Raw genomic sequence first — 24,401 nt, 5'->3', positions numbered from 1 at the left:
CCACCGATCCCGGCCGTCGCGGCCGCCGCAAGCACCGCCCGCGTCCCCACCGACCTGGCGACAGCCCTGCGCCGGATGACCGCACCGAGTCCGGCAACGGACCCGCGCAGCTCCGACACTCCCGGACGCGGACCCGGACCCGCTCCCGGACCCGGACTCGCCCAAGGCTCCACCCGCATCGTCGCCCGTCTCGCGAAGACCCTGCGTCGCGCCGTCGCAGCGCTGCGGTACCGGTTCGTCGAACGGGACCGGGAGGCCGTAGGGCACGGCCGCGAGGCGTCCGTGTGGCGGCTGTGGGCCGGGCGGGGCCGCGGTTACCTCGCCCGGGCGCTCACCCTGCTGCCACGGTCCCGCCCGGTGCCCGCGATCACGGTGTTCACCGCCGTCATCGGGCGGCCCGGCCGCTCCGATCCCCAGCCGCCGCCGTACCGTCGGCCACCGGGGCGGGACGCCACGCCCTGACCCCGGCGGCGTACAGCAGCACGCCGAGGACGAGCCCCGCGCCTGCTCCGAAGCACAGCGGGGGAATCAGTTCCCAGGGCTTCGCGGTGGAACCCCAGTACTCCCACCACTGGGTCACCCGCTGCACCGCCGCGACCGTCGCACAGCCGCCGATCACGGCCAGGGCCCACCACCGGTCCCGTACGGACAGCACCGCGACCCCCACCACCGGGACCGTCCCCGGTGTCCGCCGCAGCGCGTGCGCCACGAACACCGCGATGACGGCCGCGGCGACCGCCGAACCGCCGTACTGCAGGTACCAGTACAAGGGGGAGCCCGCCACCTCCCGGCCCAGGAAGGGAAACAGCCGCATCCCCCACCGGTCGAGGTGGGTGAACGCGTCCCACACGACGTGGGTGAGTGCGCCGAGCGCGGCGGAGACGTACCACCACAGCACGGAGGACGGCCGTACGCGCGCGCGTGGCGTCCCGCAGCGCAGGAGTGCCGCCACCCGGACCTGCCTGGCCGGCGGCAGCAGCGCCACCAGCGGTTCGCGCACCAGCAGCCACAGCCCGACCAGCGCCCAGGCGATCAGCACGTCGACCGTGAAGACGCCCGCGAAGGAGTGGGTCACGGCGCCGAACTCCATCCCCCCGGACACGGCACTCGCCGCGAAATAGGTCATGTCGGGGGCGAAGGAACCCGCCACGAGCGCCGCCGGAACCAGCGGGCCCCGGCCGCTCCCGTCAGCGCGCACGGCGGGCAGGACGGCGGCCGCATGGCTCAAAGTGAACGGCAACGAGGCTCCCACAACAGGTGTTGGCGGGACCGAAAGGCCCGTTGATCAGGGAAACACAATATGCGGGACGGGACGCAGGGCGACCGAGGACACAAGCCCGCGTGGCCAATCGGTGAATATCGGGCACGAACGGGTGTCTCCGTCAAGGAAGTTGTCATAGGGTCGCCTGGGTCGCCGGGCCAGGGAGCTCGGAGTCGAACACGCGAACAGAAAACGGGGCCCGCCGCGGGGGCAACCACCGGGGTGGGTCGACCGTCACAACGGACGAGGGTTACCGGCACACGGGCGCTCGGGCGTCCACGGGAGGAGTTCACTCTATGGCGGCGCAATTCGGCAGGAGGCTGCGCAAAGGGGCGGCAACCACCGCCGTGGCCGCGGCCGCGGTCGCGGCCCTGTCCGCCTCTCAGGCTCCGGGGGTGACGGCCGACGAGAACAGACCGGTCACCAGCGGCGCCGACACCGCAGCCGAAGCCGGTGCCGGTGCCGGTGCCGACGGGGGCGGTGCGACCGGCAACTCGCCGTACTACACGGACCTGCCGCCGCTCAACACCCCGAGCCCCTCGCCGACCGTCGGGCCGCCCGCCGCCGCCCAGGGCGAGACGGAGGCGGGCATTCCCGCGACCGTCCTCGACGCCTACAAGAAGGCCGCGGCCGCACTGCGGTCGGCCAAGCCCGGTTGCAACCTGCCCTGGGAACTCCTCGCCGCCATCGGCAGGGTCGAGTCGGGCCAGGCCCGCGGCGGCCAGGTCGACGCCAACGGCACCACGCTCTCCAAGATCCTCGGCCCGCAGCTCGACGGCAACGGCTTCGCGCTGATCAAGGACACCGACAACGGGGCCTACGACGGCAACAGCAGCTATGACCAGGCCGTCGGCCCCATGCAGTTCATCCCGTCGACCTGGGCGTGGGCGGGCCGCGACGGCAACAGCGACGGCGTGAAGGACCCCAACAACGTCTACGACGCAGCGCTCGCGGCCGGCCACTACCTGTGCCGCAACAGCTGGGACCTGTCCACGAACGCCGGCCTGAGCAGCGCGATCCTCAGCTACAACAACTCGCAGGACTACCTGAACACGGTCCTGACGTGGCTGGACTACTACCGCAAGGGCACCCACGAGGTCCCCGACGGCACGGGCAGCCTCCCCGGCAACCGCAGCGACGGCATCGCCGGAACGACGAGTCCCAACTCGACGTCCCCGGCCACGGAACGGCCGCACAGGCCCGGCAAACCCGGCGGCGGCTCCCCGAGTCCCCAGAGTCCTCAGATCCCCAAGCCGCCCGCGACGACCCCGCCGTCCACCACCCCGCCGAGCACGCCCCCCGCCACCCCCCCGACCTCCACCGACACGGTGGACCACCTGGAGGACGCGGGCACCGCCAAGCTCACCGCGCAGGCGGGCGACGCGTTCGCCAAGAGGGTCAGCGCCCGGGCCGAGACCAAGAGCGGCGAGGCCGTCGCCAGGGTCCGGATCCGCTTCACCATCGTCGGCACCACCGACACCACCTTCACCGGCGGCGAGAGCGTGGCCACGATCGTCACCAACAGCACCGGTGTGGCCGTCGCGCCCGCGCTGAAGGCGGGTGAGAAGACGGGTGACTTCACGGTCCGCGTCACCGTCGTCGGCCGCACGGTCAAGAGCCTCGACTACACGGCCACTGTCACCGAGCGCACCGCCGACGCCGTCACCCGCACCAGCGACACCGCGCTGACCTGTACCCCCGGCGGCGAGTTCGCCGACCAGGTCGAGGTGAAGGCCACCTACCAGGGCGAGGTCGCCGACAAGGTCGCGGTCACCGCCACCCTGATCAAGTCGGCGCTGGACCCGACCGAGAACGACAAGGGCCCCTACTTCAAGGACGCGGACGGCAAGACCGTACGCACCCTCACGGGACTGCAGACGGACGCGAACGGCCTGCTGAAACTGCCGAAGCTGTACGCCGACGACACCGCCGGTACGTACATGCTCCGTGTCACCACCGCGGGCGGTGCCTCGGTCAACGTCCCGTTGACCGTCGCGGCGGCCGACACGCCGTCACCGAGTCCGTCCCCGTCGGGCAGCGGTTCGGCGAGCCCCAGCGCATAGTCCCGCGCATCCCCGCGCGGTCCTTCGCCCAGGGTCCTGCGTACGACCACGGCGGCGCTCCTCCTCGGAGGGGCGCCGCCGTTGTGTGTGCGACGTGTTCTCATCTCACCCGCCCGTTGCTACGGTGCCGGACCTGACGATGTATCAGTTCCAGCTCGCCGGAGGCAGGCATGCGTGCTCTGATCGCCGCCGCGACCGGTCTCGCCGTCGCGTTCGCCATGGTCCTCACGATCACGGCCATGGGCGCGCCCACGGGCACCACGTCCCCGAAACCGCTGCTGACGACGGTGCCCGCACACCCGTAACGACTCGGGAGGGAGACCGAGATGCGCCGCAAGGCCAGTCTGATCCTGCTCGCCCTCGCCGTGTTCTTCGCGGCGCTGTCCCCGCTGCTGCGCTGGTACGCCTTCCCGCGCCTCGCGAAGATCCCGGCGAACCAGTACCAGGACATGGTCCTGGAGGCGAAGGACGCCACCCTCCTGGACTACAACGACGGAATGAAGGCGAAGAAGGTCCCCAAGGTCACCATCGTGCAGACCCTCAGGGGCAACGTGGAGGCCTCCGAGCAGATCGAGAAGACAGCGGGCAGGGACGTCGTCGTCTGGGACGGCCTGTCCTATGTGCAGGGGCCCGACGGCACGATGGTCTCCAAGATCCCCGAGCGGTACATCTTCGACGCCCACACCCAGGAACCCGTCCACGCCACCGGCGAGGCGGTCGACGGTGACCCGGTCAAACGGGAGGGCATCGAGTTCAAGTGGCCGTTCCTGACGGAGAAACGGGACTACGAGTACTTCGACGCGCAGGCCCGCGTCACGGCACCCATCCACTACAAGGGCACCCAGCACTTCCGGGGCGTCGAGGTCTACTACTTCGAGCAGACCATCCCCTGGACCAAGGTGGCTTTCCCCAAGGCCATGCCCGTCGCCGGCATCACCCCCGAGTCGGTCGCCAAGACCGGGACCACCCGCTGGTACACGACGGTCCGCAAGTTCTGGGTCGAACCGCTGACCGGCGCCCCCGTCTACGGCGAGGAGATCCACAACGAGGAGCTGCGCGGCGGCAGCCTGCTCGGCGGCCGGGAGAAGGTGACGGCGTTCGCCGGTCACGTGAAGATGCGCGAGGACTACATCGAGCACACCGTCGACCTGGTCAAGTCCAACCGCACCCTGGTCCTGCTGCTGACCTCGTACCTTCCCTGGGGCTTCCTGATCCTCGGCGTCCTGCTCCTGGCGCTGTCGCTGTACCTGGAGGCCCGCGGCCGCCACCCGGGCGCCCCGGCCGCGGCCGAGAAACCGGAACCGGAACCGGTCACCGCCTGAGCCGGGCGTTGGTGTACCGCGTCGGCTCGGCGGACGCCGGGTCCTCGGGCCACGGGTGCTTCGGATACCGGCCCCGCAGCTCCGCCCGCACGCCCTTGTAGCCGTCCTTCCAGAAGGAGGCGAGATCGGCGGTGACGGCGGCCGGCCGCCCGGCGGGGGACAGGAGATGGACGAGCAGCGGCACCCCGGCCACCCGGGGCGACTCCTGCAGGCCGAACATCTCCTGCAACTTCACGGCCAGCACGGGCTGTTCGGGACGGTCGTAGCCGATCCGGATCCGGGACCCGCTCGGCACGGCGATCCGCTCCGGGGCGAGCTCGTCGAGCCGCGCGGCGTCCCCGGAGGCCCAGGGCAGCAGCCGCGTGAGCGCCTGCCCGGCATCGATCCGCGCGAGATCGGCGCGCCGCCGTGCCCGGCCCAGCTCCGGCTCCAGCCATTCGTCCACGCGCGCGTGCAGGGCATCGTCCGACACATCGGGCCACGGCTCCCCGCGGTGCAGCCGCAGAAAGGCGAGCCGCTGCCGCAGGACGACGGCCTCGGGCGACCACCGCAGCAACCCGAGCCCTTCCTGCCGCAGTCCTTCGACGAGCGCCTCCCGTACGACAGCGGCGTCCGCGTTCCTGAGCGGCCGGACCGCCAGCTCGACGGCCCCCAGCCGCTCCACGCGCCGCGCCACCACGTCCCCGTCGGCCCAGTGGACCTCCTCCCGCTCCTCGGCCAGCGGGCCGGCCGCGCCCCGGGCGGTCTCCTCGTCGACGACGGCTCCGAGCCGCACGCGCGCGTGCCCCGTGCCCACGGGCCGGTCAGCCACCGCGATCGCGATCCAGGCGGCACCGCGCAACCCGGTGCCCTGACCGATCTCGGCGCGCGTACCGGAGACCATGAGATAGGAACCGCCGTCCGCCTCAGTGACCCGCTTCGCGATCCGCTCGGGGAAGGCGAGAGCGGCGACGAGACCGGCGACGCTTTCCTCCGTGGTGCGCACGGACCGCCCGTTGACAGCCCCTGGAAGAGAGCCGGCACCGGGCGGGCGCGCGAACTCGGCCGCGTCGGCCCGCAGCCGCCGCACCTCCGCGCGCCACCGTCCCCCGTAGGCGTCGCTCCCACGCCGAGCAGCCCGCACAGCGGCCGCCAGGTCATCCCCGTACTCCCGGGGCGGCTCCTCGCTCAGCAGAGCCACCACCTCGGCAGCCCGCTCGGCGCCCACCACCGGCGCCGAGTCCGCCAGCGCCCGCCCCAGCCGGGGATGCAGTCCCAGCCGGGCCAGCCGCAGACCCCGCTCCGTGGCCCGGCCGGCGGAGTCCACAGCCCCCACCGCCGCAAGCACCGACCGCGCCGCCGCCATCGCACCGCCCGGCGGCGGATCGAGCAGCGCCAGCCCGGAGGCGTCCGGATCGCCCCAGCAGGCCGCCTGCAGCGCGAACGCGGTCAGGTCGGCCACCTTGATCTCCGGGGCGGGGAAACGCGGCAGACGGGCGTCCTCCGCCTCCGCCCAGCACCGGTACACCGCCCCCGGCGCCTCCCGCCCGGCACGGCCCGCCCGCTGCCGCCCGGCCGCCTGCGACGCCCGTACCGTCGTCAACGCGCTCAGCCCGCGCGCGTGATCGACCCGCGGCTCCCGCGCCAGCCCCGAGTCGACGACCACCCGCACCCCGGGAACCGTCAACGACGACTCGGCCACCGAGGTCGCCAGCACCACCCGGCGCCGCCGCGCGGGAGCCAGCACCGCGTCCTGCACGGCCGCCGGCGCCCGCCCGTGCACCTGGAGCACGTCGACCTCCCCGAAGGCCCCGAGAGCACCCAGCTGCCCGGCGACCCGCGCGATCTCGCCCACGCCGGGCAGGAAGCACAGCACGTCACCGGAGCGTTCGGCCAGCGCCCGCCGCACCACCGCCGCCACATGCGCGAGCAGCGCCGGATCCACCCGCATCCCGTGCGGCGGCCGTACCGTACGCGCCGGCGGCGCCCACACCACCTCCACCGGATACGACACCCCCGCCGCCTCGACCACCGGCGCCCCGCCCAGCAGCCGTGCCCAGCCGTCCGCGTCGGTCGTCGCGGACGCCGCCACCAGCCGCAGCTCGGGCCGCAGCGTCTCGCGCACGTCCCACAGGAACGCCGCCGCCGTGTCCGCGTCCAGATGCCGCTCGTGGCACTCGTCCAGCACCACCACGTCGACACCGGCCAGCTCCGGGTCCCGCTGCACCCGTTGCAGCAGCACACCGGTCGTGACGACCTCCACGCGCGCCCGGCGTCCGACCACCCGCTCCCCGCGCACGGTGAAACCGACGCTCTCGCCGACCTTCTCGCCCAGCAGCCACGCCATCCGCCGTGCCGCCGCCCGCGCCGCGATCCGCCGCGGCTCGGCCACCACCACCCGCCGCGCCGGCCCCTCGCCCAGCAGCCCGGCCAGCGCGAGCGGCACGAGGGTCGTCTTGCCGGTGCCGGGCGGCGCGACGAGGACGGCGGTGCCGTGTCCGTCCAGGGCGTCGCTCAGGGCGGGCAGCGCGCTGCGTACGGGAAGGGCGTCCAGGGCGTCGTAACGGATCACGCCCCCTAGTGTCGTACGCCCGCGAAAAGCCCCCTACGCGCGCGTGCGTTCACTTATCCGTTTTCCGTCGCACGCGCGCGTAGGTGGGGCTTTGTCAGTCCCGCTACGCGCGCGTAGACGGGGCCTTCTCAGTCCCGCTCGCACACGAAGATCGCCGTGCCCGGGATGAGGTTCCCGCGCAACGGGGACCAGCCGCCCCACTCGGACGTGTTCCAGGCCGGCCACTCCGGCTCGACCAGGTCGACGAGGCGGAAACCTCCCGCCACCACGTCGCGTACCCGGTCGCCGATCGTGCGGTGGTGCTCGACGTAGACCGCGCGGCCCTCCTCGTCCTGCTCGACGTAGGGCGTGCGGTCGAAGTACGAGGCGGCCACCGACAGCCCCTCCGGGCCGGGCTCGTCCGGAAAGGCCCAGCGGATCGGGTGCGTCACCGAGAAGACGAAACGGCCGCCGGGACGCAGCACCCGGTGCATCTCCCTCAGGACCCGCACCGGGTCGGCGACGAACGGCAGCGCCCCGTAAGCCGAGCACGCCAGGTCGAAGGAACCGTCCGCGAAGGGCAGCGCGCCCGCGTCGGCGCACACCAGGGGGAAGGCGCCGCCGATCCGCAGCGCGTGCTGGAGCTGGCGGTGGGAGATGTCCAGGGCGACCGGACGAGCCCCCTGCGCGGCCAGCCAGCGCGCGCACTGGGCCGCGCCGGCACCGATCTCCAGGACCTGTCTGCCCTTGAGCTCCTCCGGCGGGCCGAGCAGCCCGGCCTCGACCTCGTCGAGACCCTCGGGGCCCCACACGAAACGGTCGTCCCCGAGGAACGTGCCGTGCTCGACCTGGTAGTCGTCCGCGTTGCGGTCCCACCAGCCCCGGTTGGCCCGGGAACTCTCCGTGACATCGGCCGCGCGCCGGGTGGCTACCGGCTCGGTCGTTTCGGGCTCTTGGATGATCGGCTCCCTCGTACTGATCTGCGGCCTCTTCTGTCGGCTTCTGTCGGCTTCCGGCTGCTTCCGTCTGCGGCCTGAGGCCGTCCGGACCCGCCGACGGCGCGGCACCTGTGGGACGTCATCCGCCCCGCGTGGCCTCGTGAGACAGGTTTTGTGCCGGGTATGCGGCGATCCGCCCCGGGTGTGCGCCTTCGCGCATTGACCCTGCCTGGCTGCCCCCGTATGCTACAAGTTGCGCTGCGGGCCTGCGCTCCTCAGACGTAGCAGGCTGCGCTCGCATCTGTTGTATGTCCCCTCGGTTGTCGAGGCGCATCACCAGTTTTCTGGTGGGGCGCTTCCTTGGCTGTCCGGCTTCTGCAGAGCGAAACGGGCTCCCGGCGTAAGCAGTACCTACGACTTCAATGTCCGTACCGGAGCCCTTTCCCACATGACGAGCAGCACCGAGACCACCGCCACCACCCCGCAGGTAGCGGTCAACGACATCGGTAACGAGGAAGCCTTCCTCGCCGCGATCGACGAGACGATCAAGTACTTCAACGACGGCGACATCGTCGACGGCGTCATCGTGAAGGTCGACCGGGACGAGGTCCTGCTCGACATCGGTTACAAGACCGAAGGTGTGATCCCGAGCCGCGAGCTCTCGATCAAGCACGACGTCGACCCGAACGAGGTCGTCGCCGTCGGTGACGAGATCGAGGCCCTTGTTCTCCAGAAGGAGGACAAGGAAGGCCGCCTGATCCTCTCGAAGAAGCGCGCCCAGTACGAGCGTGCCTGGGGCACCATCGAGAAGATCAAGGAAGAGGACGGGATCGTCACCGGTACCGTCATCGAGGTCGTCAAGGGTGGTCTCATCCTCGACATCGGCCTCCGTGGCTTCCTCCCGGCCTCCCTGGTCGAGATGCGCCGCGTTCGCGACCTCCAGCCCTACGTGGGCAAGGAGCTCGAGGCCAAGATCATCGAGCTCGACAAGAACCGCAACAACGTGGTTCTGTCCCGCCGTGCCTGGCTGGAGCAGACCCAGTCCGAGGTCCGCCAGACGTTCCTCACGACCCTCCAGAAGGGTCAGGTCCGTTCCGGTGTGGTCTCCTCGATCGTCAACTTCGGTGCCTTCGTGGACCTGGGTGGCGTCGACGGTCTGGTCCACGTCTCCGAGCTGTCCTGGAAGCACATCGACCACCCCTCCGAGGTGGTCGAGGTCGGCCAGGAGGTCACGGTCGAGGTCCTCGACGTCGACATGGACCGCGAGCGTGTCTCCCTGTCGCTGAAGGCGACCCAGGAAGACCCGTGGCAGCAGTTCGCCCGCACCCACCAGATCGGCCAGGTCGTGCCCGGCAAGGTCACGAAGCTGGTTCCGTTCGGTGCGTTCGTCCGCGTGGACGAGGGCATCGAGGGTCTGGTCCACATCTCCGAACTGGCCGAGCGCCACGTGGAGATCCCGGAGCAGGTCGTCCAGGTCAACGACGAGATCTTCGTCAAGGTCATCGACATCGACCTCGAGCGTCGCCGGATCTCGCTGTCCCTGAAGCAGGCCAACGAGTCCTTCGGTTCCGACCCGGCCTCGGTCGAGTTCGACCCGACGCTGTACGGCATGGCCGCGTCGTACGACGACCAGGGCAACTACATCTACCCCGAGGGCTTCGACCCCGAGACCAACGACTGGCTCGAGGGGTACGAGAAGCAGCGCGAGGAGTGGGAGCGCCAGTACGCCGAGGCGCAGACCCGCTTCGAGCAGCACCAGCAGCAGGTCATCAAGTCCCGCGAGGCGGACGCTGCGGCTGCCGCCGAGGGTGGCGACACGGCGGGTGCGGCTCCGGCCGCCTCCGGTGGTGGCGGCGGCGGTTCGTACTCCTCCGAGGGTGCGGACACCTCCGGTGCCCTCGCGTCGGACGAGGCGCTTGCCGCGCTGCGCGAGAAGCTGGCGGGTGGGCAGAGCTGAACGCCCACTGAGCTGTAGCTCTTGAACTGAGGGCCCGCATCCCCTGGGATGCGGGCCCTCAGTGCGTTCTCCGTCGCCCCTTTTGCAGAAACGTGTGGGTTACACGAGCAACTGATGGGCCGTAACCGGCCATTGGGAGGCTTCCCCGGTCATTCATGATCGAAGAGGGAGCCGAACACATGGCACAGACGCACAGCGAGCCCGGCACCAGTCGGCGTTCGTTCCTGCGCAACGTCGGGCTCACCGGTGGCGCCGGCGCCATGTTCGCCACCATGGGAGCCCTCGGCCTGGCACCCACCGCCCAGGCCGCCCAGCGCGAACAGTCCTTCCGGCCTCTCAGCGCCGGCGACTTCACGCTCACGGGACGAGCCGCCGCCAAGGTCGTCATCGTCGGCGGCGGCATCGCCGGGCTCACCACCGCCTACGAACTCGGCAAGGCGGGCTACGACTGTACGGTCCTGGAAGCCAGAGACCGCACCGGCGGACGCAACTTCACCGTGCGCGGCGGCGACACCACGACCGATCTCCACGGCACCAGGCAGACCGCGCGCTTCGCCGACGGGCACTACATGAACGCCGGTCCCGCGCGCATCCCCCAGTGGATGGTCACCCTCGACTACTGCCGCGAACTCGGTGTCCCCCTGGAGGTGTTCACCAACGTCAACGCGGACGCGTACCTCTACAACGAGTCCGCCGGCATGACCAGGCCCGAGCGGTACCGCACCGCGAAGGCCGACGTCTACGGCTACGTCTCCGAGTTGCTCGCCAAGGCCACGAACAAGGGTGCTCTGGACGGGGAGTTGACGGCCGACGACAAGGAGCGCCTCGTCGACTTCCTGGAGGACTGGGGCGAACTCGGCGACAAGCTGACGTACACGGGCGGGGAACGCCGCGGGTACACCACCGTCCCCGCCGCCGCCGGGACCCCCGGCGTGCTGCTCGGGGACGTCCCCACCGCCTCCGAGGTCCTCGCCAGCGGCGTCGGACGCTACTTCTCCTTCGAGTTCGGCTTCGACCAGGCCATGCTGATGTTCCAGCCGGTCGGCGGCATGGACCAGATACCCAAGGCGCTCACCCGGGCCGTCGGGGCCCGTCGCGTGCGGACCGGCGCGGTGGTCTCGAGAATCACCGACACCGGGCACGGCGTCTCGGTCACGTACACCCAGGGCGGCCGTACGAAGGTCGTCGAGGCCGACTACTGCGTCGCCGCACTGCCGCCCAACATCCTCGCCAAGGTGCCGCACAACCTCGGCTCCGGCGTACAGAGCGCGCTGGAGGCGATCACTCCGTCGTCCGCGGCCAAGATCGGCCTGGAGTACAAGTCCCGCTGGTGGGAGCTCGATCACGGCATCTACGGGGGTATCACCGAGACCGACCAGGACGTCACCCACATCTGGCATCCGTCGTACGGCTATCAGGGCGAGCGCGGCGTCCTCATCGGCTACTACAACTACGGCGACGACGCGGACTCGTACGCCGAGCTCACCCCCCAGGGGCGCGAGAAGCGGGCGGTGGCCGCCGGAGTGAAGATCTACGGCGAGAAGTACCGCACCGAACTCGCCTCCTCCTTCTCCCACCACTGGCGCCAGACACCCCACCTGGAGGCCGCGTGGCACAACACACCCGGCGGTCCCGACGACGTCCGCTACAAACCGCTGAACGAGCCCACCGGACGCGTCTGGTTCGCCGGCGACTGGCTCAGCCACACCGACGCCTGGCAGCACGGTGCGTTCACGTCGGCCCGCAAGGCGGTCACGGCCCTCCACGCGCGCGTGCTCTCCTCCTGAGACGCCGCCGCGGCGCGATGAGGGCCCACAACGCTGCGTATGAAAGGCCGGTAAAAGAGGCCTGATCAGGGACGTGGGCGGGAATGCCCACGTCCTGCAGCGCGTTGTGGAGTACGAACACGAGGAGGAGCGGTCACAGTGCTTGATCCGCAGGGTTTGTACGCATGGGAGCCGAAGGGCCTGGCTGTCGTCGACATGGCGCTCGCACAGGAATCGGCCGGCCTTGTCATGCTCTACCACTTCGACGGATACATCGACGCGGGCGAGACCGGCGACCAGATCGTCGACCGGCTCCTCGACTCGCTGCCCCACCAGGTCGTCGCCCGCTTCGACCACGATCGGCTCGTGGACTACCGCGCCAGGCGCCCGCTGCTGACGTTCAAGCGTGACAGCTGGGCCGATTACCAGGAGCCCACCATCGACGTACGGCTGGTCCAGGACGCCACCGGGGCGCCCTTCCTGCTGCTGTCAGGGCCCGAGCCGGACGTGGAGTGGGAACGCTTCGCCGCGGCCGTCCAGCAGATCGTGGAGCGGCTGGGCGTCCGGCTGTCGGTGAGTTTCCACGGCATCCCCATGGGTGTCCCGCACACCCGCCCGGTGGGCCTCACCCCGCACGGCAACCGCACGGGGCTCGTCCCCGGCCATCGCAGCCCCTTCGAGGAGGCGCAGGTGCCCGGCAGTGCCGAGTCCCTCGTCGAGTACCGCCTCATGGAGGCCGGACACGACGTCCTGGGCGTCGCCGCGCACGTGCCGCACTACATCGCCCGCTCCCCGTATCCGGACGCGGCGCTGACCGTCCTGGAGGCCATCACGGGGGCGACCGGCCTGGTTCTCCCGGGCATCGCGCACGCCCTGCGCACGGATGCCCACCGCACGCAGACCGAGATCGACCGCCAGATCCAGGAGGGCGACGACGAACTCGTCGCCCTCGTCCAGGGCCTCGAGCACCAGTACGACGCCGCCGCGGGCGCCGAGACCCGCGGCAACATGCTCGCCGAGCCCGTGGAGATCCCCTCGGCGGACGAGATCGGCCGCGAGTTCGAGAAGTTCCTGGCGGAGCGGGAGGGCGACGGCTAGACGGCAAGGCGGCTGGACGGCCAGGAGCTTCGGCTCCCGGCGGGTGCGATGTCAGTGGCAGGCCCTAAGCTTCGGCTCATGCTGAAGGTGGGTCTGACAGGCGGGATCGGCGCCGGCAAGAGCGAGGTGTCACGGCTGCTCGTGGAGCGCGGTGCCGTGCTGATCGACGCCGACCGTATCGCGCGCGAGGTCGTCGCGCCGGGGACGCCCGGCCTGGCCTTGGTCGTCGAGGCCTTCGGGACGGACGTGCTCGCCGCGGACGGCAGCCTGGACCGGCCCCGACTCGGCGCGATCGTCTTCGCCGACCCCGAGAAGCTCGCCGTCCTGAACTCGATCGTCCACCCCCTGGTGGGCGCCCGTTCCCGCGAGCTGGAACAAGCCGCCGCCGAGGACGCCGTCGTCGTCCACGACGTCCCGCTGCTCACGGAGAACGGCCTCGCGTCGCTGTACGACGTCGTGGTCGTCGTCGACGCGAGCCCGGAGACCCAGCTCGACCGCCTCGTCCGGCTGCGCGGCATGACCGAGGAGGACGCCCGGGCGCGGATGGCCGCCCAGGCGACGCGCGAGAAGCGCCTGGAGATCGCGGACATCGTCATCGACAACCAGGTACCCCTGGACGACCTGCGGGAACGGGTGGGCGAGGTATGGGCCGACCTGGTACGCAGAGCACACGCGTCGCAGACTCCACAGGAATAGCGGCTCCCGGTCCGGGCGTTGAATCCTTGCAGTGAGGGAAGGACTTTGCCGTGCCCGAGACCAGCGGATCGACCGGACGTACTCCGGAGACGCATGTCATCGACTTCCGTGCCGCCGAGCAGTTGCTCGCCGCACGGGACCCGCGGGGCGCGGTGAAGCTGCTCGACTCGGTGATCGCCGCGCACCCCGAGAACACCGCGGCCAGGCTGCTGCGCGCGCGGTCCTTCTTCGCCGCCGCGCAACTGAGACCCGCCGAGCTTGAGTTCACCATCGTCCTGGAACGCGAGCCGGACAACGCGTTCGCGCACTTCGCGCTCGCCCGGACCTACGAGCGTCAGGGCCGGCCCGACGAGGCCCGGCGCCACTTCAGGCTGGCGGCGGCGCTCGACCCGAAGCCGGAGTTCCTGAAGGCGGCACGCTTCGAGTCGTGAGGCCTGCGTGGGGCCAGGGCGGTGAGACCGACCGGGGTGACCCGGAGGGCCTGTGTCGATGAGAGCGGACGGCCGGTCCGTCAGCGGTGGCGGTCCTCCGGGGGCCGGTACGGCGGGACGTCCGGGCCCGGCTGGTAGTGCGGGCCCTGGTGGATGTGCCGGAGGATCAGGGCCAGGTCGACGGTGATCACCAGCCACAGAACCCCGCAGGCGATCGCCCACCCGGTACGCCCGGCCAGCGCGAACGCGGCCGTACCGAAGATCGTCCAGACCACACCCCACACGCTCAGCCACATCCGCGCCCGCAGGGCACTGCGCGCGGTCGTCGGCTCACTTCCTGTGCGCATCCGGATCACTACTCCTGTCTGCAAAGTACCCTTCGGAACGGACGCTCACCAACGAGGTCGGAACAGGGGGTCACCGCGTGCTTCCGGACGCCGATGAGCTGGCCGAGGTGCTGCTGGACCTGGCCGTACCGCACGAGGACATCAGCGAGCTCGTCCGGATGGGCCGAAGAGTCACGGACGACCCGGAGCTGCTGCGCTTCCTCGAGGCGTCGGTCGGGGAACTCGTCCGGGACATGGGAGAGACCGGCGCCGGGATCGACCTGCCCGAGCTCGACTGGGCGTCGGGTCCCCTGCAGCGCTGCTTCCCCGCGTACGTCTTCGTGGCGGCGCTGCCCCACACCCGCGCCCACCACCGCGAGCGGGGCATCCCCGCCGACGTGTCCCGGCGCACCCTCGCCGACCTCGGGCGGAACATGGCCCTGCACCGCAGGCGGCACGGCCTGCCGGGCGTGCAGGCCCCGCGCTGGCTCACCCACCACTTCCGGGGCGAGCTGTACCAACTGGGCCGGCTCCAGTTCGAGCGGACCCGGCACGGGGAGCGTACGGGGCGGATGATGGCCTCCGCCGGGCTGGACGCGGCGCCGGGCACGCCCTGTCTGAACCTGCACATCCCCGGCTTCCTCGGTCCGCTGTCACCGGCCGCCTGCGACCGCTCACTGGCGCTGGCGGCCGAGTTCTTCGCGCGGCACTACCCCGAGGAGAAGTACCGGGCCGCGCTCTGTCACTCCTGGCTGCTCGACCCGCAGCTGAAGCGGTACCTGCCCGAGGACTCCCGCATCGTCCGGTTCCAGGAGCGCTTCCGGATCGCCAGCGAGGACACGGAGCCCGCGGACACGGAACCGGTCCGATTCGTGTTCGGGAACCCTGACCTGCCGATCGACACACTGCCGCGGCGTACGGCCGTGGAACGGGCCGTGGGTGATCATCTGCGGGCGGGCGGACACTGGTACATCGGGCATGGGTGGTTTCCCTGGTGAGTCGTGACGGGCCTGCCGGGCCGCCGTTCGTCACTCGCCACTCTCACGGGTGAACCTGTGCGAGTGCGGAACGGGCGTGCGGGGGTGGGCCGTTGGACGGGCATGGAGCTGAACATGCGAGCAGGACACAAGGGGACGGGGCCCGGGGCCATCACCCCGGACGGCTGTGCGGTCGAGCTGTACTCACGGCTGCCGCTGGGACCCGAGCCGGACATCATCGCCGCAGCCGTGCCCGCGGGCGCACGCATCCTGGAACTGGGCTGCGGCGTAGGGCGCATGACCCACCCGCTGCTGGAGCGGGGCTTCACGGTCACGGCGGTGGACGAGTCCCCCGAGATGCTGGAGCGCGTCCGCGGAGCGCGCACGATATGCAGCCCCATCGAGGACCTCGACCTGGGGGAGACCTTCGACGTGGTGCTGCTCGCGTCCTTCCTGGTGCACGCCGGAGACGTCCGGGTGCGGCAGGAACTGCTGCGCACCTGCGCGAGGCATGTCACGCCGGACGGCTGTGTGCTCATCCAACGTGAGGGAGAGGACTACCACACCAACGTGCCCCGCGAACGGGTCGAACCCAGCGGAATCACCGTGCGGATCGTGTCGTCGCAGCCGGTGGGCGACGGGGTCAACTCGGTCCACGCGGAGTACGAGTTCCCGGACGCGACCTGGACCCAGACCTTCCTGGCCCGCCCGCTGACGACGGAACAGTTCGAGGAGGCACTGGCGGAGGCAGGGCTGGAGGTGGACAAGTACCTGACGGAGGACCGGATCTGGGTGCGTGCCGTACGGCGATGAGTTTCGGAGCGTGGGTCGGTCTACCCCTGCGACAACAGCATGGACCGCTTCCCCAGGAGAATCTCATGTCCGAGACCACCGTCCCCGTCACCACCGCCCCCGCCTCCTCCGCTGCTTCGTCCGGCGATTCCTCCCACACCGTCGTCGCCGAGTCCGCGACCGTCCGTGGCCGCCGTGCCCGGATCGCCCTGCGGGGCCTGCAGGTGGTGCTGGCCCTCTTCTACGTGATCGCGAGCGCACTGCCCAAGCTGATCGCACACCCCTCGGCCGTCGAGGGCTTCGACAGGATGGGCTGGGGGAGCGCGGGGATGTACACCATCGGGGCCCTGGAACTCGCCGGCGGGATCGCCCTGCTGATCCCGGTGCTGCAGTCGATCGCGGCGATGGCGCTGAGCGGGCTGATGGTGGGCGCCTTCGTCGTCACGCTCACCTACTTCAACGGGGAGAACGCGGCGACACCGCTGATCCTGATCGTGCCGCTCGCCCTCATCGCATGGGCGCGACGGGACAGCAACACGCGGCTGCTGGCGCTGCTGCGGCTGGTGACGCGGCAGGCGTGAGGAGCGTGACCTCCTCGATCCGCGGCCGTGCGAAGCCCGTACGGCGGTGGTGACGGCGGTGGCGGTGGTGTCCGGGCCTGGCTCTGAGCCCGGATGGCACCGTCATCGCCGTCAGCACCGTGCCGTCATCGCCGCTGTCGCCGCGGGCATCGCCGTCGCGTCACGGTCGTGTTCGTTGGCTGGTCTGTCGTGGGTGCCCGGGTGCCCGGGGTCAGCGGCCCTCGGGACGGCTGTCTTCCAGCAGTCCCCGCAGGCGTTCCAGCTCGCGGCGGTCGCGCTTGGTGGGGCGGCCCGTGCCGCGGTCGCGGATGCCGGCCGGGGCCACGGCCTCGCGGGGCGGGGGCGGCGGGCTGTTGTCGACGTAGCACTGGACGGCCACCGGGGCGCCGACCCGCTTACGGATCAGTCGCTTGACAACGACGATCCGCTCCCAGTTCTCCTGCCGCAGTCGCACCTCGTCGCCGACGCGCACGGAGTAGGCGGGCTTCACGCGCTCGCCGTTGACCCGGACATGGCCACCCCGGCAGGCGGTGGCTCCCATGGAACGTGTCTTGACCAGCCGTACCGCCCAGATCCAGCTGTCGAGGCGTACGGTCTCACCGCCCTTCGGCCCGGCCGCTTCGGCGGCGGCCACGGCGGCTTCGACCTTCGGGTCGGCGGCCACGGGCTCGGACGCCGGGATGCTCCCGCTCCCGCCGGTGCTCCCGGTCCGGCCGGTGCTCCCGGTCCCGCTCCCGCCCGTCTTGTCGTCCGCACGTTCCTCAGCCATGTCTCCGACCTTAGTACTCAGCGCCGGGAGGATCGGGCGGGTTTCCCCGGGCCGGGCACAGGGCGGAACCTGGGGAACGGGGAATGCCGGTTCTTTCGTACGGTGGAGGGATGAACTCCAGCGGCGGTGCCGGATCCGGCGCGTCAGGCAGGTCAGGTGAGCCTGGCGGACAGGTGGGACTCGCCGGGCTGGACGAGCGGATCGCCGGGTGCCGGGCCTGTCCTCGGCTGGTCGGCTGGCGGGAGGAGGTGGCCCGTACCAAGCGCGCGGCCTTCGCCGACTGGACGTACTGGGGCCGGCCGGTGCCCGGCTTCGGTCCGCCGGACGCCCGGCTGCTGATCGTCGGCCTCGCCCCGGCCGCGCACGGCGGCAACCGCACCGGCCGGATGTTCACCGGCGACCGCTCCGGCGACGTGCTCTACCAGGCGCTGCACGACGTGGGCCTCGCGTCCCGGCCCACCGCGGTCACGGCCGACGACGGTCTGGAGCTGTACGGCGTGCGGGTCACCTCACCCGTGCACTGCGCCCCGCCCGCCAACAAGCCAACCCCCGAGGAACGGGACACCTGCCGGCCCTGGCTCGTCCAGGAGCTGAACCTGTTGCGGCCGACCCTGCGGTCGGTGGTCGTCCTCGGCGCCTTCGGCTGGCAGGCCGCGCTGCCGGCGTTCGCCGAGGCGGGCTGGGCGGTGCCCCGGCCACGTCCCGCCTTCGCGCACGGCGCGCACGTCCCGCTCGACGGGCTCGACCTCTTCGGTTGCTTCCACGTCAGCCAGCGCAACACGTTCACCGGCAGGCTCACCCCCGAGATGCTGCGGGAGGTGCTGGGTACGGCGGCGCAGGCGGCGGGGCTCCGTAAATGAGGCGACGGCGTCGTCGTACGAACGTTAGGGTCCCTGGGTGCCTCTTCACCCGGAGATCGAACCGTACGACCACGGCATGCTCGACGTCGGCGACGGCAACCGCGTCTACTGGGAGACCTGCGGCAATCCGCACGGCAAGCCCACGGTCGTGTTGCACGGCGGCCCGGGGTCGGGCTGCACCCCGTACTTCCGGCGGCTTTTCGACCCGGCCGCGTACCGGATCGTGCTGCTCGACCAGCGTGGGTGCGGGCGTTCGACGCCGCGGGCGAGTGCGCACGACACCGACATGAGCGTGAACACGACCGCTCATCTCATGGCCGACCTGGAGCTGCTGCGCCAACACCTGGGGATCGAGCGGTGGCTGGTGTGGGGAGGGTCGTGGGGGTCGGTGCTGGGGCTGCGGTACGCACAGACGTGTCGTGCGGTGGTGTCGGAGCTGGTCCTCACCTGCGTCGCCACCGGATCGAACGCCGAAGTCGCCCTGTTGACCAGAGGTCTTGGGAAGATCTTCCCCGAGCCCTTCGCACGGTTCCTCGCCGAGCTGCCCGAGGACGAGCGCGGCGGCAATCTCGCGGCGGCGTACAACAGGCTTCTCGAGGCACCCGATCAGGCGGTGCGGGAGCGGGCGGCACGGGCCTGGACGGACTGGGAGACGGCGACCATTCCGGCGCCGCCGCGTTCCGTGCAGCGGTTCGAGGACCCGGAGTTCCGCCTGGGCTTCGCGCGGACCGTCACGCACTACTGGGGCAACGACCACTTCCTGGGCGAGGGCGACGACGCGGGGGTCGTCCTGCGTGACGCGCACCTGCTCAAGGACATTCCCGGCACCCTCGTTCAGGGCAGCCTCGACCTCGGCAACCTCCTCGGCACCGCCTGGCGGCTCCACCACGCCTGGCCCGGCAGTGAGCTCACCGTCGTCGACGAGGCCGGGCATGACGCCGGGGCGCCCGGAGTCGCCGAGGCGCTGGTGGCGGCGACCGACAAGTACGCCCAGCGCTAAGGCAGTTCCCCTTCCCCGGTTTCCCCGGTTTCCCTGGCTTCCCCGAAAAGCTGCCGTACCGTCGACCGGTAGTTGGTCCGTACGTGCGTCAGCGCGTGCGCGCGGGCCCGCTCCGGGTCGCCGGAGGCGATCGCCTCGTACAACTCACGGTGCTCCACCAGGAGCTGGCGCCATTCCTGGTTGCGTCGGGTCATCCAGCGCAGGCGGCCGGCGACCGGTTCGAGCGAGGCGATGAGCAGGCTGTTGCCCGCCATGGCCACGATGCGGTCGTGCAGCCGGCTGTTGATGTCGGTGATCGCCTCCGCGTCCTCCGCCTCGGTCGCGGTGGTGGCCTGGTCGAGGAGTTCCTCGACCTCGGCCAGATCCTGGGGCGTCGCCCGGGCCGCGGCGAGCCCGGCCGCGTACACCTCCAACGCCTCGCGCAGTTCGAAGAGTTCCCTGACGTCGGCCGGGGCGAGACGCCGTACGACCGCGCGGCGCGGCGTCTCGAAGTGGACGAAGCCTTCGGCGACCAGAGCGCGGATCGCCTCACGGACGGGCACCCGGGAGACCCCGAAGCGTTCGGCGAGCTCCCGTTCGACCAGCCGGTCGCCGGGGCCGAGGCGGCCCGCGATGATCTCCTGACGCAGGGTGGCCAGCACACGCTCGCGCACCGCGCCGAGGGGCTCGATCTTCGTCATGGAGCTCATGCGCCCATCTTCGCCGACTCCTGGGGTGTTTTACGGAGCGTTAACGACGGCGACATCGGACAGAACGGTTGACGAGAGGACCATGTCGGAAGTTTGGTATACCAAACGTCCCTAGGTAGTTCTCCGACCGGCAGCTCTCCCACCGCAAGTCGTTCTCCCACCTCGAGGGTTCCCCCCCGGCAAGCAGTCCCTCGCAAGCAGTCACCCCCTCGCAAGCAGTCACCCATTCGCAAAACAGTCCTCCGCACAGTCCTCCGCACAGTCCTCCGCCGTCCCCTCGCCCATGGAGGCCCCGTGTCCCTCGCCGACCCTGCCGAAGCCACTGGCACAGCAGCGTTCGTCCCCGATCCCCGGCTCACCAACGAAGACCTCGCGCCTGCGGGCAAGCGCAACTGGAAGGTCTTCGATCTCTTCGCCATGTGGATGTCCGACGTCCACAACCTCGGCAACTACACGTTCGCCGCCGGTCTGCTCTTCCTCGGCATGAACGTCTGGCAGATCTTCACGTCCCTGCTCGTCGGCTTCGTGATCATCTACATCGGGATGAACATGATGGGCCGCATCGGGCAGCGCACCGGCGTCCCGTTCCCGGTCGTCAGCCGGATCGCCTTCGGCGTCTGGGGTGCCAACATCCCCGCCCTGATCAGGGCCGTCATCGCGATCATGTGGTACGGCATCCAGACCTATCTCGCCTCCGTGGCCGTGAACGTGATGCTGCTGGCGGCCTGGCCCGGCCTGGAGTCCTGGACGCACCACTCGTTCCTCGGGCTCGACGCGCTCGGCTGGGTGTCGTTCGTGGCGCTGTGGCTGGTCCAGGCGGCGATCATGAGCCAGGGCATGGAGTCCATCCGGAAGTTCCAGGACTTCTGCGGCCCGGCCATCTGGGTCGTGATGATCGCGCTGGCCGTGTGGATCCTGGCCAAGGCCGGCTGGACCATCTCGCTCACCAGTACCCCGCATCCGGTCTCCGTGGGCGAGCAGTGGCGGCAGTGGTTCGGCGCGGTGGGCCTGATCCTCGCCACCTACGGCACGCTGATGCTCAACTTCTGCGACTTCTCCCGCTTCGCGCCCGGCTACAAGACGGTCCGGCGAGGCAACTTCTGGGGGCTGCCGGTCAATTCGACGGCCTTCGTGATCGTGTCGGTCATCGTCACCGCCGGCGCCTACGAGGTGTTCGGCAAGGAGATCACCGACCCGGCCTACCTCGTCGCCGAGGTCGGCAACACGTGGGTGCTGGTGCTGGGTGCGCTGACGTTCGCCATCGCCACGATGGGCGTCAACATCGTCGCCAACTTCGTCTCACCGGCGTACGACCTGGCCAACGTCTGGCCGCAGAAGATCACCTTCAAGGTCGGCGGCATGATCAGCACCGTCGTCGCCCTGCTGGTGACCCCGTGGAACCTCTTCTCCAACCCCACCGTCGTCAACTACTTCCTCGGCGGCCTCGGTGCCTTCCTCGGCCCACTGTTCGGTGTGATCATGGTCGACTACTACTGGGTCAAGCGCGGCCGGGTCGACGTGGATCAACTGTTCAACGCCGAGCCCGGTTCCCCCTACCACTACCGCAAGGGCGTCAACCCCAAGGCGCTGTGGGCGTTCCTGCCGTCGGCGGCGGTGGCCGCGGTGCTCGCTCTGGTGAAGACCTTCAGCGACGTCGCGCCGTACTCCTGGTTCATCGGGACGGCCCTGGCCGCCGGACTGTACGCGGCGCTGTGCCGCGCCGACCGTGCGGCCGACGTGGTGGCCATGTCAGACAAGACCGCGAGCACTCCGAGCACCCCGAGCACGCCCAAGACGATGGAGGCCTGAGGAACGTGCGGATCGTCGTCACCAACTGCAACACCACGCAGGAGATGACCGAGGAGATCGTACGAGGTGCCCGGGCCGCGGCAGGCCCGGGCACCACCGTGACCGGGCTGACCCCGGACTGGGGACCCGAGTCCGCGGAGGGCTGGCTCGACAGCTACCTCTCGGCGGCGGCGGTCATCGACCTGCTGCGCACGTACGAGGGCCCGCCGTACGACGCCGTGGTCATGGCCGGTTTCGGGGAGCACGGGCGTGAGGGCGTCCGGGAGCTGGTGGACGTCCCGGTCGTCGACATCACCGAGGCCGCCGCACACCTTGCCTGCCTGCTCGGACGCCGCTACGGCGTCGTCACCACGCTGGAGCGGTCCTGCGGCCAGATCGAGGACAGCCTGGAACTGGCCGGCGTGGGCCGCAACTGCGCCGCCGTCGTCGGTACCGGGCTGAGCGTCCTCGACCTCGGGGACGCGGCCCGTACCCAGGCGGCGTTCCTGACCGCGGCCGAGCGGGCGTGCGCGGCCGGTGCGGAGGTCCTGGTGCTCGGCTGTGCCGGCATGACAGGGCTGCAGCGGACGGTGGGCGACAAGCTCGGCATTCCGGTCGTCGACGGGGTGGCCGCGGCGGTGAAACTCGCGGAGTCCCTGGCCCAGCTGGGCCTGACGACGAGCCGGGCGGGGAGCTACGCGAAGCCGTTGCCGAAGAAACGGACCTGGGGACGGTCAGCTCCGCCCGCGGGGTGACCGGGCGGGCCCAGCCCGGCCTCCCGGGCGGCGGGGCAAGGGGGTGTCACCGCAGCCGAATGTCCGCGTCCGGTACGCCGAGGGCCGCGAGGTCGGCGTAGGGACTCTCCACCCGCCAGCCACCGTCTCTCGCCACCTCCTCGAAGACGCCGATCTTGTACGCGAGTCCTTCCGGTTCGCCGATGTCGCACCAGTGGTGTGCCTTGGCCCATTCCTCCTCCCCTCGTACCAACGGCCGCCCCCGCACGGCCAGATGGAGTGCCAGAGTCGATCGCGCGTACAGGCCCACGGCATCGCGTTCGTTCCGTGCGCGCCGGTACTGCTCGGTCTCCCTCAGGCGGAGCCGCCCGCCGACGCTGCCCGCCACGAGAAGCGGGATCATGTCCCCCTCGGGATCGGCTACGAGAAACCTGAACTCACCTTCGCTGTGCCGTACTTCGTACGGAGGCAGATACGACAACCGGCCGAGGCCCAGCGCGTGCTTCCACGACGTGACCCACAGCCCGCGGCCGAGGTAGAACCGGACGGTCCGCTGCCAGCTCCAGTAGGTCTCCAGACGGAACCCGTGCAGTCCTTCCGCACGGCAGGCCTCGTACACGGTGTCCAGTGCGAGCGAGGCGATGCCGCGGCGCCGGGCGACGGGATGGACGTACAGCGAGGACACGCCCAGCGCGCTTGTGCCCACGGGCCAGGTGCCGACGGCCAGTGTTCCCAGGGGACCGCTCCCGCCACCCGGCGTACGGATCCAGTACCGTCGGCGGTAGTCGTCGCCGTGCGTGTGCTCGCGTCCGGACGCCCCGAGCCTCAGCCGCAACCGTCGTTCGCCCGAGACGGTGAGCGAGTCCGGGTCGGCGCACTCGCCGAGGGCGCCCTCGGCGAGTGAGGCAAGGTCCCAGAGGTTGAAGCGACGGCCCTCGCCGAGGGCGACGGGAAGCAACTCGGGGCAGGCGGCCAGACGTTCGTGTACGCGGGCGGTTTGATCATCCTTCATGCGCCGGAGCGTAAGGACGCGTCCGCCCGTCGGCCCGGCGTCCGCGAAGCTTCGTCCGGGCATGTCATCCCCCCGGCGGACCCCCTTCCCGTTCATACAGTTGCCGTTCGCACTCCTGTGCAAGGTCCGGGTACGCCTCGGCGATGGCCGCGTACACCCTGCGCCGCAACAACTCCTCCGCCGCCGCGCGACCAGTACCGCCGTTCAGCCCGCCCAGCAGCTCGTCGTAGCGGGCCAGGCGACGGCGGAGGTAGGCGACCTTCCAACGGTCGAGGGCGTCGGGTACGGCATACCGCACCGTGGCACCATCCGGCACCGGCACATGCTCCCCTTGCTCGTACGTCCGATCGGCGTCCCGATGGTCGCGGTGCTCGACCGCCAGAGCCGCCAGCTTGTCCGGTGCCAGCAGTGGGACATCGACGGGCTCAGCCGCGATCCGTGCCAGCACCTCCCGCCGCCTGCGCCGGTCGGCCGCCTTCGCCGCCGTCGACCGCCGTGCGGCAGCCGCCGCGGCGGCCCGGAACTCCTCGCCCCGCTCGGCCGCCTCGACCCGCTCGACGAGATAGAGCCGGATCTGCGGCGCCGACCGGAAGTACGGGTTGGCGCGCAGCAGATCGGGCTCACCGAGCAACTGCCGCACCATCCCGGCCGACCAGCCCCGGGCCCGGAGTCCGGCTGTCGAGAGGTGGGTACGCGGCGGTGGACCACCGGCGTCGCCCTCCTGATCCCTGCCGTACGTGGACTCATCGCTCGTCTCATACGCCGTCATCACTACCCCCGTCGTTACACTGCGTGACGAGTTCATTGATAA

At 70.9% G+C, this 24,401-nt stretch carries 24 protein-coding genes; 16 read left to right on the top strand and 8 right to left on the bottom strand.

Annotation, left to right across the window (positions count from 1 at the left end):
• The first annotated feature begins 75 nt into the window (after positions 1–75).
• A complete protein-coding gene (locus ACIBK3_RS01530) occupies positions 76–462 on the top strand; it encodes a hypothetical protein (RefSeq protein ID WP_399360706.1) in 387 nt (128 codons plus the stop codon).
• Here ACIBK3_RS01530 and ACIBK3_RS01525 read toward each other — a convergent pair.
• Complete coding sequence (locus ACIBK3_RS01525) at positions 386–1,240, bottom strand: DUF4184 family protein (protein ID WP_399360704.1); 855 nt, start codon at positions 1,238–1,240, stop codon at positions 386–388. The genes ACIBK3_RS01530 and ACIBK3_RS01525 overlap by 77 nt on opposite strands.
• Before the next feature lie 317 nt (positions 1,241–1,557).
• Here ACIBK3_RS01525 and ACIBK3_RS01520 point away from each other — a divergent pair, with 317 nt between their 5' ends.
• The 3 genes from ACIBK3_RS01520 to ACIBK3_RS01510 all read left to right on the top strand — a co-directional run bounded on the left by ACIBK3_RS01520 (position 1,558) and on the right by ACIBK3_RS01510 (position 4,646).
• Entirely contained in the window at positions 1,558–3,324 is a 1,767-nt protein-coding gene (locus tag ACIBK3_RS01520) for a lytic transglycosylase domain-containing protein (protein ID WP_399360702.1), read from the top strand.
• A gap of 170 nt (positions 3,325–3,494) precedes the next feature.
• Entirely contained in the window at positions 3,495–3,629 is a 135-nt protein-coding gene (locus ACIBK3_RS01515; protein ID WP_399360699.1) for an SPW_0924 family protein, read from the top strand.
• Positions 3,630–3,650: 21 nt separating this feature from the next.
• Positions 3,651–4,646 (top strand): DUF3068 domain-containing protein, encoded by a 996-nt coding sequence (locus ACIBK3_RS01510; RefSeq protein WP_399360697.1) that lies wholly within the window; start codon positions 3,651–3,653, stop codon positions 4,644–4,646.
• On the opposite strand, the gene hrpB is transcribed toward ACIBK3_RS01510, so the two are convergent.
• On the bottom strand, positions 4,636–7,197 hold the full coding sequence (hrpB, locus tag ACIBK3_RS01505; protein WP_399360695.1) for an ATP-dependent helicase HrpB: 2,562 nt from the start codon (positions 7,195–7,197) through the stop codon (positions 4,636–4,638). The genes ACIBK3_RS01510 and hrpB overlap by 11 nt on opposite strands.
• 128 nt (positions 7,198–7,325) lie before the next feature.
• On the bottom strand, positions 7,326–8,135 hold the full coding sequence (locus ACIBK3_RS01500) for a class I SAM-dependent methyltransferase (protein WP_399362049.1): 810 nt from the start codon (positions 8,133–8,135) through the stop codon (positions 7,326–7,328).
• 427 nt (positions 8,136–8,562) lie between these two features.
• On the opposite strand from ACIBK3_RS01500, the gene rpsA reads away from it, so the two are divergent.
• From rpsA to ACIBK3_RS01475, 5 genes are all read left to right on the top strand, one after another.
• Positions 8,563–10,071 carry a 30S ribosomal protein S1 gene (gene rpsA / locus ACIBK3_RS01495; RefSeq protein ID WP_399360693.1) on the top strand — a complete coding sequence of 503 codons (1,509 nt, stop codon included), beginning with the start codon at positions 8,563–8,565 and terminating at the stop codon, positions 10,069–10,071.
• A 179-nt stretch (positions 10,072–10,250) separates the two neighbouring features.
• Entirely contained in the window at positions 10,251–11,858 is a 1,608-nt protein-coding gene (locus ACIBK3_RS01490) for a flavin monoamine oxidase family protein (RefSeq protein WP_399360692.1), read from the top strand.
• A 138-nt stretch (positions 11,859–11,996) separates the two neighbouring features.
• Positions 11,997–12,935, top strand: coding sequence for a PAC2 family protein (locus ACIBK3_RS01485; protein WP_399360690.1), 939 nt, complete (start codon positions 11,997–11,999; stop codon positions 12,933–12,935).
• A gap of 78 nt (positions 12,936–13,013) precedes the next feature.
• Complete coding sequence (gene coaE, locus ACIBK3_RS01480; protein WP_399360688.1) at positions 13,014–13,631, top strand: dephospho-CoA kinase; 618 nt, start codon at positions 13,014–13,016, stop codon at positions 13,629–13,631.
• A gap of 50 nt (positions 13,632–13,681) precedes the next feature.
• Positions 13,682–14,062, top strand: coding sequence for a tetratricopeptide repeat protein (locus ACIBK3_RS01475; protein ID WP_399360686.1), 381 nt, complete (start codon positions 13,682–13,684; stop codon positions 14,060–14,062).
• 80 nt (positions 14,063–14,142) lie between these two features.
• On the opposite strand, the gene ACIBK3_RS01470 is transcribed toward ACIBK3_RS01475, so the two are convergent.
• Positions 14,143–14,409, bottom strand: coding sequence for a DUF6343 family protein (locus ACIBK3_RS01470; RefSeq protein ID WP_399360684.1), 267 nt, complete (start codon positions 14,407–14,409; stop codon positions 14,143–14,145).
• Positions 14,410–14,486: 77 nt separating this feature from the next.
• Between ACIBK3_RS01470 and ACIBK3_RS01465 the strand changes: the two genes are divergently transcribed.
• The 3 genes from ACIBK3_RS01465 to ACIBK3_RS01455 all read left to right on the top strand — a co-directional run bounded on the left by ACIBK3_RS01465 (position 14,487) and on the right by ACIBK3_RS01455 (position 16,738).
• Positions 14,487–15,386 (top strand): acyltransferase domain-containing protein, encoded by a 900-nt coding sequence (locus ACIBK3_RS01465; RefSeq protein ID WP_399360682.1) that lies wholly within the window; start codon positions 14,487–14,489, stop codon positions 15,384–15,386.
• A 114-nt stretch (positions 15,387–15,500) separates the two neighbouring features.
• Positions 15,501–16,178 carry a class I SAM-dependent methyltransferase gene (locus ACIBK3_RS01460; RefSeq protein WP_399360679.1) on the top strand — a complete coding sequence of 226 codons (678 nt, stop codon included), beginning with the start codon at positions 15,501–15,503 and terminating at the stop codon, positions 16,176–16,178.
• Positions 16,179–16,243: 65 nt separating this feature from the next.
• Complete coding sequence (locus ACIBK3_RS01455) at positions 16,244–16,738, top strand: DoxX family protein (protein ID WP_399360677.1); 495 nt, start codon at positions 16,244–16,246, stop codon at positions 16,736–16,738.
• Positions 16,739–16,949: 211 nt separating this feature from the next.
• Here the strand turns inward: ACIBK3_RS01455 and ACIBK3_RS01450 are convergent, their stop codons facing one another.
• Entirely contained in the window at positions 16,950–17,507 is a 558-nt protein-coding gene (locus tag ACIBK3_RS01450; RefSeq protein ID WP_399360675.1) for an RNA-binding S4 domain-containing protein, read from the bottom strand.
• Between the two features lie 110 nt (positions 17,508–17,617).
• Between ACIBK3_RS01450 and ACIBK3_RS01445 the strand changes: the two genes are divergently transcribed.
• On the top strand, positions 17,618–18,367 hold the full coding sequence (locus ACIBK3_RS01445; protein WP_399360673.1) for a uracil-DNA glycosylase: 750 nt from the start codon (positions 17,618–17,620) through the stop codon (positions 18,365–18,367).
• Between the two features lie 37 nt (positions 18,368–18,404).
• Positions 18,405–19,367: a prolyl aminopeptidase gene (pip, locus tag ACIBK3_RS01440; protein WP_399360671.1), complete on the top strand. Its 963-nt coding sequence runs from the start codon at positions 18,405–18,407 to the stop codon at positions 19,365–19,367.
• Here the strand turns inward: pip and ACIBK3_RS01435 are convergent.
• Positions 19,364–20,056: a GntR family transcriptional regulator gene (locus ACIBK3_RS01435; protein WP_399360669.1), complete on the bottom strand. Its 693-nt coding sequence runs from the start codon at positions 20,054–20,056 to the stop codon at positions 19,364–19,366. The two genes, pip and ACIBK3_RS01435, sit on opposite strands and share 4 nt — an antisense overlap.
• Before the next feature lie 294 nt (positions 20,057–20,350).
• On the opposite strand from ACIBK3_RS01435, the gene ACIBK3_RS01430 reads away from it, so the two are divergent.
• Both ACIBK3_RS01430 and ACIBK3_RS01425 read left to right on the top strand, forming a co-directional pair.
• The gene (locus ACIBK3_RS01430; protein ID WP_399360667.1) at positions 20,351–21,865 is read left to right on the top strand and encodes an NCS1 family nucleobase:cation symporter-1; all 1,515 of its coding nucleotides are present in this window, start codon (positions 20,351–20,353) and stop codon (positions 21,863–21,865) included.
• Between the two features lie 5 nt (positions 21,866–21,870).
• Entirely contained in the window at positions 21,871–22,599 is a 729-nt protein-coding gene (locus ACIBK3_RS01425) for an aspartate/glutamate racemase family protein (RefSeq protein WP_399360665.1), read from the top strand.
• Between the two features lie 46 nt (positions 22,600–22,645).
• Here ACIBK3_RS01425 and ACIBK3_RS01420 read toward each other — a convergent pair whose 3' ends face one another.
• Both ACIBK3_RS01420 and ACIBK3_RS01415 read right to left on the bottom strand, forming a co-directional pair.
• Positions 22,646–23,590: a GNAT family N-acetyltransferase gene (locus ACIBK3_RS01420; protein WP_399360663.1), complete on the bottom strand. Its 945-nt coding sequence runs from the start codon at positions 23,588–23,590 to the stop codon at positions 22,646–22,648.
• Between the two features lie 64 nt (positions 23,591–23,654).
• Positions 23,655–24,359 carry a hypothetical protein gene (locus ACIBK3_RS01415; protein ID WP_399360661.1) on the bottom strand — a complete coding sequence of 235 codons (705 nt, stop codon included), beginning with the start codon at positions 24,357–24,359 and terminating at the stop codon, positions 23,655–23,657.
• Positions 24,360–24,401 lie beyond the last annotated feature (42 nt).

It is taken from the genome of Streptomyces sp. NPDC050287 (assembly GCF_044459385.1).
In the GTDB taxonomy this organism is placed as follows: Bacteria; Actinomycetota; Actinomycetes; order Streptomycetales; family Streptomycetaceae; genus Streptomyces.
The sequence above is the reverse complement of the archived record's forward strand: the minus strand, read 5'-3'. Positions and strand labels throughout refer to the sequence as shown.